The organism is Nostoc paludosum FACHB-159 (genome assembly GCF_014698835.1).
Lineage (GTDB): Bacteria > Cyanobacteriota > Cyanobacteriia > Cyanobacteriales > Nostocaceae > Nostoc > Nostoc paludosum.
On sequence record NZ_JACJTU010000061.1, the window covers coordinates 1 to 12,715 of the forward strand.

8 protein-coding genes and 1 pseudogene are annotated in these 12,715 nt (G+C 40.2%); 5 read left to right on the forward strand and 4 right to left on the reverse strand.

Annotation, left to right across the window (positions count from 1 at the left end; genetic code table 11):
* Positions 1–92: 92 nt before the first annotated feature.
* Positions 93–749, forward strand: a complete 657-nt coding sequence (locus tag H6H03_RS33775; RefSeq protein WP_190959389.1) for a hypothetical protein — start codon at positions 93–95, stop codon at positions 747–749.
* A 118-nt stretch (positions 750–867) separates the two neighbouring features.
* Here H6H03_RS33775 and glsA read toward each other — a convergent pair whose 3' ends face one another.
* Positions 868–3,282, reverse strand: coding sequence for a glutaminase A (gene glsA / locus H6H03_RS41880; protein WP_190959390.1), 2,415 nt, complete (start codon positions 3,280–3,282; stop codon positions 868–870).
* 292 nt (positions 3,283–3,574) lie between these two features.
* Here glsA and H6H03_RS33785 point away from each other — a divergent pair, with 292 nt between their 5' ends.
* Together H6H03_RS33785 and H6H03_RS33790 are read left to right on the forward strand one after the other, a co-directional pair.
* Complete coding sequence (locus tag H6H03_RS33785) at positions 3,575–4,375, forward strand: Rpn family recombination-promoting nuclease/putative transposase (protein WP_190959391.1); 801 nt, start codon at positions 3,575–3,577, stop codon at positions 4,373–4,375.
* A 217-nt stretch (positions 4,376–4,592) separates the two neighbouring features.
* The gene (locus H6H03_RS33790) at positions 4,593–5,603 is read left to right on the forward strand and encodes a tyrosine-type recombinase/integrase (RefSeq protein ID WP_190959392.1); all 1,011 of its coding nucleotides are present in this window, start codon (positions 4,593–4,595) and stop codon (positions 5,601–5,603) included.
* 291 nt (positions 5,604–5,894) lie between these two features.
* On the opposite strand, the gene H6H03_RS33795 is transcribed toward H6H03_RS33790, so the two are convergent.
* Together H6H03_RS33795 and H6H03_RS33800 are read right to left on the reverse strand one after the other, a co-directional pair.
* Complete coding sequence (locus tag H6H03_RS33795) at positions 5,895–7,433, reverse strand: WD40 repeat domain-containing protein (protein WP_190959393.1); 1,539 nt, start codon at positions 7,431–7,433, stop codon at positions 5,895–5,897.
* Positions 7,434–7,553: 120 nt separating this feature from the next.
* Positions 7,554–8,690 (reverse strand): TRAFAC clade GTPase domain-containing protein, encoded by a 1,137-nt coding sequence (locus H6H03_RS33800; protein WP_190959394.1) that lies wholly within the window; start codon positions 8,688–8,690, stop codon positions 7,554–7,556.
* A gap of 834 nt (positions 8,691–9,524) precedes the next feature.
* Between H6H03_RS33800 and H6H03_RS33805 the strand changes: the two genes are divergently transcribed.
* Positions 9,525–11,186, forward strand: a complete 1,662-nt coding sequence (locus H6H03_RS33805) for an ISL3 family transposase (RefSeq protein WP_190959395.1) — start codon at positions 9,525–9,527, stop codon at positions 11,184–11,186.
* Between the two features lie 56 nt (positions 11,187–11,242).
* Complete coding sequence (locus tag H6H03_RS33810) at positions 11,243–11,593, forward strand: four helix bundle protein (protein WP_017655391.1); 351 nt, start codon at positions 11,243–11,245, stop codon at positions 11,591–11,593.
* 304 nt (positions 11,594–11,897) lie between these two features.
* Here H6H03_RS33810 and H6H03_RS33815 read toward each other — a convergent pair.
* Positions 11,898–12,284 (reverse strand): annotated as a pseudogene (locus H6H03_RS33815) (Clp protease N-terminal domain-containing protein); the annotation flags it as partial.
* Between the last annotated feature and the right edge of the window lie 431 nt (positions 12,285–12,715).

The following is a 12,715-nucleotide window of genomic DNA, read 5'->3' on the forward strand; positions in this document are numbered from 1 at the left end:
TTCAGTTGCAATTAATCCTGGCTGAAGCGTAATTATAGTTGCAAATAATCCTGGTTTGTAAATGTCTTGATTGCAGGTTTGAGCGATTAGTATTGCAGGTCGTTACAATTAAGGATGAAGAATTACTATCAAAGTTCGGTAAGCTGGCACTGACTAAAAGCCGTAAACAAGAAATGCCTTTAACTGTGGTTGCTCACAACAATACTCAGGCGTGTTTGTTCGGTATTAAGAGTTTGCATAATCTCGTTTCTAAGATGCTTCAGGTTGAATGTTTGGCTCTTGTTGACACAATTACATTACAGCCAAAATCAACAGGTAAAGCCAAGGTAAAACTTGATAGTTCTAACGAATGGCTTGATGTTCATCTGCCGACTATGAGCGTAAAAATATCTGATTTTAGCTCCCCTACACCAGCAGAATCTAACCCCTATCCTCCCATTGATAAAGCCACTTTAGAGCGCATATATGAACTGGAATTTAATCTTAGTAATAAGGCAGAATCTAACCCTATCCCATCCCTAACACCACTAGCCCAATCACTGCTGCAATACCTCCAGCGCACCGGAAGAACATCGGCAGTCATACAGGAGATACAGCCCAACTTTAAGGTTAAGGGTCAACGGTTCAGTTCAGAGGAATTGAAGCGATTGTTTAATGAGTTGGTTGAGAACAGTCTGGCCGTCTGGCTCGATGCAAATACTATCAAAATTGCCTCAAATCAGACAGATGGACAGAATGGACAGGAGTAGACAGAAACCTTGTACAGCATGGGACAGAAGCGATATAGTTCTAGACAGATAGGAGACAGCAGACAGAGCGCCCTCAGCATTGCACTGGGGGGTTTATTGCCTCTTTAAGACATTCCAGTTAAGGATTAAAATGTTTGCTAGGCTGATTGAGCGTTGATGGAGGTAATTGCTGCGTAGGTTGTTGAGGCTGACTGAACACAATTGGAACTTTTAGTTTCTCAGCTAATTCCAAAGCATTATTGCTAAAGTCAGTAGCAACAGCAATACCACCAGCAACTGTACTCGCTACCGTCAACAAAGCAATAATGCGGGTTTTGATTCTCTCAGGTTTTCGCTTCTCAGGTTTACTAATGTCTTCTTGCAGGTCGTCCAAATGCACCAGAGCCTCTTCACGTTGAGCTTCTGGAAATTCTTGTGCTAGATCACGTAGAGAGCTAATTATCTTAGTAATCTCATCAAAGTTTTGACCAATATTTTGGGAGAAATTGGAAACAGTACCGCTACCAGATTGGACAAATCCCACGTTATTGGCATGAATTGTAGTTTTATGGGTAGGTTCTTTCTCAGCCATTGTTTTAACAACTCCTAGCAAATTTGTATTCGTCTGACGTTCATATTCTAAATCGCGCTCAAATTTAGAAATTAGTGTTTCTTGCGCTTGTAACTTTAATAGATACTGTGTTTCTATAGCTTGAAGTTCCGTCTGATATAGTGCTTTTACCTTACTCTCAATCGCTACCTTATCCGCTTCTGCTGACACCTCCAAACGAATTACAAATGCCCCACCGCTTTTCTTTTCAATCGCTTGGATAGACAGATTTTCATCATCATACTGTCTCCGTAGTTCTTGGAAAGATTGGAAGAAGGCTTTCCAGTCAATGCCATCAGCAAAAATTAAGTCAACTGTTTCTAAAGCTTTCTGAAATAGTTTGGTAAATTCCCCAGGTGCAAACTTTCCGCTACTTGGACGAGGTTCTTGTTTGTCCTTTCTCAAATAAACATACTGGCAATCAATATCATTTAATTTTGTAGCAGAGTTAATATTCCAGTCTTCCAAACAAGCTCCTGTAAACTTTGCACCAGTAAAATCTGTTTCTATTGCTTGAGTTTTACTCAGGTTAGCCCCGCTGAGATTAGCCCCGCTGAGATTAGCCCCGCTAAGGTTAACTCCGGTAAGGTTAACTCCAGTGAGATTAGCCCCGCTGACCTTAACTCCGCTGAGGTCAAATCCACTAAGGTCAGCCCCGCTGAGATTAGCCCCGCTGAAGTCAGCCGCGATGAGGTTAGTCCCGATGAGGTTAGCCCCGCTGAGGTTAGTCCCGATGAGGTTAGCCCCGCTGAGGTTAGCTTTGTAAAGGTTAGCCCCGCTGAGATTAGCCCCACTGAGGTTAGTCCCGATGAGGTTAGCCCCGATGAAGTTAGCCCCGCTGAGGTCTTTTCCCATCAGGTTAGCCTCGCTGAGATTAGCCCCACTGAGGTAAGCCCCAACGAGGTTTTCTCTCGTGAGGTCTTTTCCCATGAGGTTAGCCCCAATGAGGTTAGCCCCAATGAGGCTAGTTCCGCGTTGGGCAGAATTAACTCCCTCAATCAAATCTTCTAAAATGAGCTTTGGTTTAGCGGCATTAGAGATATGTAAGCCAAAATCTATCGACAGGTGTTCACAAACTTTGATACCTCTGATGCTATTACCTTTGGCATCTAGCAGTGGGGAAAAAGTCCCAATCCCCAGCCTACCGGAAACAACCGCTGTAATTCCTCCGCCTAAGCTACTTTTTGCGGGGATTCCTACTCGATATGCCCACTCCCCAGAGTAATCGTACATTCCACAAGTGAGCATAAGACTGATTACATCCTGAACATAGTGTTCATCAATCGCCCGTTCTTTGGTAATAGGATTGACACCACCATTGGCAAGGGTAGCTGCTATCATGGCTAAATCATGGGTGTTAACCATAATCGAGCATTGCTGGAAATAGAGGTCGAGGGTTTCTTCAATGCGATTGCTAATCATGCCAAAGCTGAGCATCAGGTGTGCCATTGCTCGATCCGAGTGTCCTGTTACTTTTTCTGTTAAAAAAACAGGGACATTAATTTCGTGTTCTCGTCCGGTGTAACGGCGGAACATATCGAGGATGCGTTGGAGACGTTCTATTACTCTATAGCCTTTGATTAAATCGGTAGTTGCAATTGCACCTGTATTCACTATTGGGTTGTAAGGACGATATGTTTTTTCATCTAAAATAATAGAATTAAACGCTTCTCTCGTTGGTTCAACACCCACTCTGGTATTGACATAATCACGACCATGATCTTCTAATGCTAAACCATAAACAAGAGGTTTAGAAATTGATTTAATTGTGAATAATTTATTGCAATTTCCCTCCTCAAATACCTGACCACTTTTGGTCACCAGGCAGATGCCGAAACACTCCGGATTTTCGTATGGATCTACTGTGCCTTCATTAATAAATTTATAGTTATCATACAAATTTTCTTTCAGATAGCGATGTAATGGCGAAGTTGCCGTTTCCATTGTTTTTGCAATTTTCTTTACATTCTCTATGCCAACTTAATGCTCTGAAATTATTTCATAGTATGCGTGAAGCGGACAGTATCAGCGAGAACAAATGAAGCAAATTTACCCAATTGCAATACTATACTGACTAACAATCAAAATGGTTGAATCAGAAAGACTGTATTAGTTTTAAGTAAATGGCTTGTGGTCATGAGATAAATGCTCATTAACAGTTTATTTGTAATTAAAAAATTTTACAAAAGGATATACTTAATAAGTAATAATAAGGCAGACTATTTTCGGTTTTTAAGTGAAACGCGACTCCATTTATTACCAAATTTTTAAACGCTTTCCTGCGTTAATTTTTGAACTGGTTCATGACCGTCCCCAAGAGGCACAAAACTATCGATTTGAGTCAGTTGAGGTAAAAGAAACCTCCTTTCGCATTGATGGGGTCTTTTTACCTCCAGAGGGTGCAACACCCAAGATTATCTACTTTGCAGAAGTTCAATTTCAAACAGACGAAGCTCTTTATCATCGCTTCTTTACTGAGTCGATGATGTACTTAAATCGTAATAGAGGACTCTACGATGACTGGTACTGTGTGGTAATTTTCCCATCACGCTCTTTGGAACCAAGCGATACAAGAACTCATCGAATATTTTTAAACAGCGACCAAGTGCAGCGCATTTATTTGGATGAGTTAGGTACTCCTAATACTCTGTCAATAGGCATCAATTTAATGCAGTTGACAATCGCCTCAGAGAAAGCGATGGCGGAGCAAGCGCGTCTATTAATTGAGCGAGTACAATTAGAGTCAACTGGCATACTGCCGAAAAACGAGATAATAGATATTATCACCACTATTGCCGTTTACAAGTTTTCTTCGTTGAGTAGAGAGGAAGTGGAAGCTATGCTGGGACTGAACATTGAAGAAACACGAATCTACAAAGACTTGGAACGTGAAACCAAATTAAAAGCAGCAGCACGCTTTTTGAGCATGGGTTACAGCATCTCCGAAGTGGCAAAGGGAGTTGATTTATCGGTTGAGGAACTGACAAAAGAAGTAGTAAATTATCAAACCCCAAAAGAACAGGAGCGCACAGAGTAAAGTATTGAGTTTCGGTATAGACAGCGTGTAGACATTAGTGCAGACTGCTAAGTGTGAAAATCTGGGACTGCTGGCGAACGTTGATATCAATCCCTTGATAGCAACGATCACAACTAATGGAGAAATCAAATTTTAAATCAGCCTGACCCCCGACAGCTGCATAATAGTTAACGGTATTGGAAAGCGCCATTCTAAATACCGTAGCCGGGGTGGGATCATGAGCGAAGATACAGAATCCGTCGAGTTAGTTGTAGTCCAGAAATTAGAAAATGCCCTCAGTGCGAAAATTGAGGCGTACTTTGCCTCGGTAATTGACTCTGACCCCGATGTTTTGGAAGAATTGCTGAAATCCAAGAACAGCGAGGGAACCCGTAAAGCTTACCGCAAAGACATCACCGATTTTTTTACTCGCATGACTGGCCTGCATCCTAACAGAGATTCTATCTTGGAGTTTTTACACCTGGATGGTCACAAAGCCACGCTGGTAGTGACTAAGTACAGAGCCATACTCGCTGAAGCTGGCTTATCTCCTAACACGATTAACCGACGGCTGGCGGCCATCAAGTCCCTTGTTGCTTATGGGCGAAAGCTGGGGGTGTGTAACTATGCGGTGGATGTTGACAGTATCCCAGTGCAGGCTTACCGCGATACTAGCGGTGTCACTGAAGAGGAATTTTTGAGTGTCATTCGTCAGTGCGATCTCTGTACAGTGGCGGGGAAGCGGGACTATGCTTTGTTGCTGCTGCTGTGGGGCAATGCTTTGAGGAGAAACGAGATTAGCACCTTAGACTTGAGACATTTCGACGGTTCTAAGGGAACGCTATCAATTTTGGCTAAGGGCAAGCAGGTACGAGTGACGATGAATCTGCCAAAAGCCACTGTGACAGCTATTACTGACTGGGTGATTGCCCGTGGTGGCGATATGTCCTCGTCTCGTCCGTTGTTTACTTCGGTTGATTTTCAAAATGCTGGCCACAGGTTAACCGGGGATGGCATCTATAAAATAGTCAAGCGTTTATTTAAACGGGCTGGGGTTGAAAAAACTATGTCACCGCACCGTTGCCGCCACAGTGCTATTACTGCTGTACTTGAGAAAACTGATGGCAATGTCCGCAAAGCCCAGAAACTCAGCAGACACGCTAAATTAAATACACTCCAAATTTACGACGACAACCGCAACCGCGATCAGCTGGAGATGTCTGAGTTATTGATGGATGGGTTGGATTGAACGGGTTGATAGAAATTTATAAAGCTAGAGATAAAGGTAAAATCGCAGGCTTTCCAAAAAGTCCATTAGGAATTTTTAATTTTAAATCCTTTGCTTCTCTAGGTATATCAAACACAATGGAGATTTAAAGACTGTTAAAAGGGACTTTTGTATCAAGCCGAAGGCTTGATTATCATTATTATTCAGCTACGATTTGAGGTTAGCGATCGCCTAACAACAGAGTTAAGTACCTGCATATAGGTTGTATTTCAGAATTAAAACGAAAAACACTACCAGAAATAGCAAAAACTGTTACAGATTCTTTGACTCCCAAATTAGAACAGTTTGATTCTTACTAGCACTAATTAAGTTTAAGCTTGACGGAATAAAAGCAACATCACAAACTATATCTTTATGTCCAGTTAAAGTAGATAATACTTGCCGTGATTTTATATTCCATATTTTAATGGTTTTATCGCTACTACCGCTGGCAAGAAGTTGACTGTCTGAGCTAAAAGCTAAGGAATTGACAGCATTTTTGTGTTCTTCAAACACAGCTATTATATTTTTAGAATTTACATCCCATATACAAATTGTTTTATCAGTACTAGCACTTGCCAGCATTTTCCCGTCTGGACTGAAAGCTACTGATTGCACATGATAATGATCGTTGTTATTATGCTTAAGACGAACGTTATCACCTTGCGATTGCTGTTGATAAAAGCTGTAACTTGTATTCTCTAATGATAAAAGATTATGTAGATATATAGAGTTATTTTGATTGCCTGCCGCAACCATCCTTCCATTAGGATGGAAAGCAACACATTTGAATGGTATATTATCAAATGTTTTATATTCTATTGCTCGTCTTTCAACATTCCAAATCTGCATTCCATGATTAGAACTAACAGTTACAATAAATTTCCCAGTTGGATCAAAAGCAATAGCATTAACAACAGTTTTTTCTCTTTCCTCATCAAAAAATTTAGTGGGTGAGGGATTTGTCCTAAAGTTTGCTATATCCCATAGCAAAAGATTAGCTTTTGTTTTCGATATACTCTCATAATCAAGTCCAAAAACTATAGCTTCTCCTCTTGGATCGAAGGCAAATGCTGTTGCATTATATAATTTTTCTTCAACTGTAATTTTTATATTTTTATGTAAATAATTTTCTAAATTATAAATGTGTACTTCATTGTCTGGATTATCGTACAAAATAACTAAATGTCTCTTATTTGAACTTAATTTTAAAGATTTTATAGGGATTTTTGTATTTATAATTTGTTGGTTTTCCCATGAAATTTGTATATCTTCTGTTAAAGTAGGTATAACTGATGGTGTCTCTTTTCTGAGTATGAATGGTGCTTCTTTTTTTATTATTAGTTTGCTATCCTCGTAAGAATTTTGTTCTAGTGAAAAAGATTGCGATGGTTTTGTATTAAAAAGGCTAGTTGTCTCTTTCCAAAACTCACAATACCACTTTTCAACTTCAATATGTACTTTTTGAAATACATTAACGGGAATTACAACTTCTGGCATGAATCCACGGAACACAACTCCTTCAATCCAATCTATTGGTCGTCCATTATAATCACGAAGTATTCCTTCTTCTTTTTCTCCGATAAAGTGCTTTTCTGCACGTGTTACACGAAATATTAAAGTAAGGTTTCCAACTGGAGAGTCATGTATTTCACGTAATATAGCATATCCCTGTTCAGTTAATTCTCCTCCTGCTACCTCAGCAAGAAGCATTGACAATTTATTTTCAATCAAGAACTCAGGAGCAGTAATTGTGCGATATCCTATAGTTTTATTGCGACTAATTAGAAAAGGCCAAACTTCAATACTCATAAAATACTTTAATGTTCATTTAGTAGAATTTGTCATTAATTAGGTTCAGAAATTATTTATTCAATATAGTTTGTAAACCATCTTATAATAAATTCCAAACCTTTTAATAGAAATAATTATTTAAATTAAGGTAGAGTCAGGAAAATCCCGTTCTAATGTGCTTATAAGATACAGAAAGCTACGAAGTGCATGTTCAATTGCTGTTTTTTCGTTCTGAACTAACTTAAGGGAGTTTTCTTTCTCTTGGCGGAGCTTTTCTGCTCGCTGTGCTGCATCCTTGCGTTTCTCGGATGCTCCCATTTCTGCATAATCAATTAACATTTTTAACAAAATGTCACTAAACTGATATTCATTACGCAGGTAATCGCGCAGTTTACGAAGCCCACTACCAACCCATTCCCCAAGAATATCCCAGATAGTAAGATCCGGTTCAGATTCTATTGACTTAGATTGAATTTTTAGTTCCTTTTCTTTAATCTTTTGTAATTGACTTGTTAACTGATCAGGTAACACGCAGGCAATTGGTATCTCAACCTGAAAAGGTTTTGCTTGGGCACCACGAATTTTACGCATTTCGCCATCTGGTTGTAGCTCGGCAAATCCCATTCCAACTGAACTCACCGGAATTAAGCGAATAGGCACTTTTTGTCCTCGCTTTTTCACAAGTTCTCTAAAATCATCATTATCCATCAAGCGATCGCGGATTTCTTTTAAAGTATACTTGCCGTTTAAAAGATCCCATTTAGAAAGTACAAAATGAATTGGGCTTTGAGTTTGCTGTATAATTTGAAGAATATTTGCTAGTTCTCTAAGTACAAATACTTGCCCATCGTCCTCATCACCCATTAAAGAAAGAATTTTTCTTCCATCAAGAATACCTAAAATAGCATCAGCATTTTTAAGCTTAATTTCAAAATCGGATACTGATTCTTCATTTGACCTAGTATCTACAATTCTTTCTCCAGCATAATCAAGATAGGTAAATTGAAATGCAGGAAACTTCTGAAAAGAGTCATTTTCGATGCAGACCCGGAAGTACCATTCAGATATTTCTCTAAACTGTGTAGGTGCAGGCCATTCTCCAGGGCCAGCTATTTGCGTATATTTGTCATTAAGTAATTTTCGCTGTTCGGGATCAACTTCAAGAAAAAAAGAGGTATAACCTCTTTGTATTGAGAGTAACTTGTACATGCTTGCAAGAAAAACTGTTTTTCCAGCACCGGATGGGCCTATCATAATAACGTTGTAATTATCCATATACTTAATGACCGCAATATTTCCGAATTTACGTAGATTCTGTATTGTACTTCAAAAACTATTTAAAGGGGTAGTGTTACGGAAGCTGCGGCCAGAGGCAAACTAAACAGTTCAGTTTATATGACAAGAGGCGGATCTGACTGACACGCTTGGGAGCTAAGTGTGGCGAACTGCAAACATAAAAGCCCAAAACTGCAATCAAGGTAAATTTGAAACCACATTAATCTGCAACTAGAGGTAGTCTCAAAACCACAATAATTGCGGCCCAAACCACAATAATTGCAACGAAACTGCTTTCCAAGCGTTCTGAAACCACAATAAATGCAACGAAGCTGTAACCCATATCTGGAGACAGTTTGAGACATTTACTGTCCCGGAGTGTTCAAATTAAACGAGGGATTAAATCAAACGTATATGCCCGAATAATGTGGTTTAATCTAGACAACATTCGTTCAATTAAATGAGAAATCAAGTTTTTTCCGACAAGTGTAATCTACTTGTTTATAAAGCATCCTGGTCTGTTCAAATTGAAAAAATCACCTGGGATGAAATTGAGAAAAAACCTTTAAAGTGGACACTTTCAGGATGATTGCGTTCTCAAAGCCGAAAAAACTTATGGATAAAGGATTCTAGGCTATTTGCAATTAATGTGGTTTCAAAACCGTTGTTTGCAGTTTAGTTGCATTTAATTTGGGTTCTTGGCAACTTTTGGTGATCATGAAAGGTTACGCGCTTTAAGGCAGAAGGCAGAGGGCAGAAGGCAGAAGTCGGAAGTTAGAAAGATATAATTGAGATACTTCAAACTTCACCCCATCAAACATTTGAGCAAGCCCTATGTCGGTGCTAACTCACCTATTACCAGATTCAACAAACCTGAAACTTGAGAGTTGGCTTGTTGACGAGATAAAGACTCAAATAAAGTTGATTGTTTCCGCAATCAAAACAGTAGTTAATTGTCCAGTTTGTAACCAACCAACTCACCGAATTCATAGCCGCTACGAGCGGAAGTTAGCAGACTTGCCTTGGGCTGATTACAGCATTACTTTACAGTTACGGGTGCGGAAGTTTTTTTGCATCAACACTTTATGTAAACGGCGCATTTTTACCGAAAGGCTGACAAGTGTGACTGCACCTTGGGCACGAAGAACTCTGCGTTTAGCGCAACGACTGAGTGCAATTGGTTTAGCTCTGGGTGGTGCTGCTGGGGTCAGACTCTCACAGCAATTGGGAGTAACAGCTTCTCGTAACACGCTATTAAATTTAGTCCGCTCAATCCCTCTTCCGCCAATCGTAACGCCACAGACTCTTGGGGTAGACGACTTTTGTTTTCGCAAGTGTAAAACTTACGGCACAGCACTAATTGACCTGGAACGCAGCCGACCAATTGCTCTACTACTAGATGCAAAGGCTGAAACTTTAGCAGAATGGTTAAAAGCTCATCCTGGTGTCAAAGTCGTCTCACGAGATCGGTCAAAAACTTATGAAAGTGGTATTCGCCAAGGAGCGCCAGAAGCAATTCAGGTTGCAGACCGTTTTCACTTATTACAGAACTTAGCCCAAACACTTAACGAAGTTTTCGCTACACATCATCAAGCTCTCAAAACCGTCGATGAAGCATACAGTCTTTCATCAGTAACCCAAACAGACGGTACTGTAGTTGTGCGAGTACCACGACCAACCCGTGAACAACAGGCACTACAATTAGCAGAACAAAGCCGTGCCAGACGAATTGCTATCCATCAGCAAGTTTGGGACTTACATCACCAGGGGTGGAGTGGAAAAGCTATAGCCCGTCAAGTAGGGATTGGTGTAACAAGTGTATTCCGCTATCTACGTACTCCCACCTTTCTAGAACCAAATCGGCGAAGAAGCCGAGGTCGAAGTATCTTAGTTCCGTACCATGAATATATCCTTAAACGCTGGAATGAAGGTTGTCATGAAGGCTTAATTTTGTTTAAGGAAATTCAACAGCAGGGTTACAGAGGAAGTTATGATACTGTAGCTCGTTACACACGACGTATCCGTACTGTCCAAGAAATCAAGCCAAGAAAACGGTATTCGGTTAAGTCTTTACCAAAAATCACTCAACCCAAAAAACTTTGTCTCACGCCTCGTCGTGCTGTATGGCTAGTGCTGCGGAAACCGGAATCGCAACAGCCAGAAGACGAAGAATTGCTTGCACTACTGACAGCACAACATCCAGATTTAGCCGAAGCTATTGAGTTATCGCAAAGCTTTACCTACATTGTGCGGCAACGGCAGCCTTCACAACTTGATCCTTGGCTGACTCAAGCTCTCATGAGCAATCTGACTGCCTTTCGTCGCTTTGCTAAACGATTGCGTGAAGACTACGACGCGGTGAAGGCTGGTGTAACTATGTCAGTTAGCAATGGCCCCGTTGAAGGGCATATTAATCGGCTGAAAATGTTAAAGCGACAGATGTATGGTCGCGCCAAAATAGATTTACTTGAGCGCCGATTCTTGTTAGCAACCTAAAGGATATAATTCTTATACTTCAAACTTCTTGTTGACTTCAAACTTAAAACTTAGTTATGAGCTACAGAAATCAGTTTATCTGGCAAAGGGCAGTTCAACTTGCCATTAATTGCTATAAGTTTACGCGTCTATTTCCTCAATCAGAATTGTATGGCTTAACCAGCCAAATACGGCGTTCTTCTGTATCTGTAGCATCCAACATTGCTGAAGGCTATGGTAGGCGCTCAAAGCCAGAATACATACAGTTTTTACATATTGCTTTAGGTTCTTTGAGAGAATTAGATACGCAATTAATCATTGCTAAAGAGGTAGATTTAGCAGAGAAAAATCTTTTCACTCCTTTATTAAATGAAGTTGAGGAAATGCAAAGTATCTTAGTTGCTAGTTTAAACAAACTCAAAGTTTGAAATTATTACTTCTACTCTTCCGACTTCTGCCTTCTGCCCTCTGCCTTCTGCCTTAAAGCCCGTAACCTTTCATCATCACCAAAAGTTGCCAAGACCCTTAATTTGGTTTGAGTTGCATTTATTGTGGTTTTGAGACACCCCTTAGTTGCAATTTAATGTGGTTTTAAAATTGTCTTGATTGCAGTTTTGGGTGTTTATGATTGCAGTTCGCTACACCTAGCATGACTTACAGCAGTTGCGTAGCGGCTCGTGTCAGACTCGCTACTTTCACCCCTAAATAGAAATTTTGTTAGAGTTGTCAAGCAATTGCCTGTAAAACTAAATTTCTTAGTTTTTGTAGATTTACACCTAGATTTCTTAGGACTTGCACACCAACTCCATCACCTCCTCTGATAAGCCCTAAGAGTAAATGTTCAGTGCCGACATAGTTGTGTCCAAGTTGCTCAGCTTCTATTTTCGATAGCTCCAGTAGCTGCTTGGCTCTTGGTGTGAATGGGATTTCTGCTGCAACATCATCAGATCCACGTCCAATTATCTTCTCAACTTCAATTCGTGCATTTTTGAGGTTGACTTTGTTTGAATTCAATGTTGTGGCAGCAATACCTGTGCCTTCTCCAATTAAACCTAGCAGGATATGCTCAGAGCCTACAAAATTATACTTTAAACGTCGCGATTCTCCCTGTGCCAGCATAAGCACTTTTATAGCTTTGTCTGTAAATTGACCAAAAAAGGTTTTTGAAGACTCTTGGACAGAAGAAACTTCTTCTGAAGCATCATTTCTGGGAGCCAATATCCAGGATTTGTTAAGTGCATTCTTTGCCGCATTACGAACTCGCTCATTGGAATGGTTCTTCATCTTTTCCAGTAGAACTCGACCCTGCGGATTACGGCTACCTGCAAGTCCGTAGGCATAGGCATTTAAATCTGCATATGGCAACGCCTTACGCAGTTGCTCTGCAAGCACGTTAACATCATCAATTAGTAACAAACCAAATAGCCCTCGGCTGTAAAGATAATCATCTTCACTTTCGGGGGTATCTGCTGCCTGGATGAGCATTGATATAACTTCTGACGAACCAATTAAACTTAAAAGGATTAATGCTGCATCCCTGCTCACAGAGT

Bases quoted from the DNA above. Each gene is read 5' to 3' on its own strand.
- glsA (WP_190959390.1), bottom strand. From the start codon at position 3,282: ATGGAAACGGCAACTTCGCCATTACATCGCTATCTGAAAGAAAATTTG.
- H6H03_RS33790 (WP_190959392.1), top strand. From the start codon at position 4,593: ATGAGCGAAGATACAGAATCCGTCGAGTTAGTTGTAGTCCAGAAATTA.
- H6H03_RS33795 (WP_190959393.1), bottom strand. From the start codon at position 7,433: ATGAGTATTGAAGTTTGGCCTTTTCTAATTAGTCGCAATAAAACTATA.
- H6H03_RS33800 (WP_190959394.1), bottom strand. From the start codon at position 8,690: ATGGATAATTACAACGTTATTATGATAGGCCCATCCGGTGCTGGAAAA.
- H6H03_RS33805 (WP_190959395.1), top strand. From the start codon at position 9,525: ATGTCGGTGCTAACTCACCTATTACCAGATTCAACAAACCTGAAACTT.
- H6H03_RS33810 (WP_017655391.1), top strand. From the start codon at position 11,243: ATGAGCTACAGAAATCAGTTTATCTGGCAAAGGGCAGTTCAACTTGCC.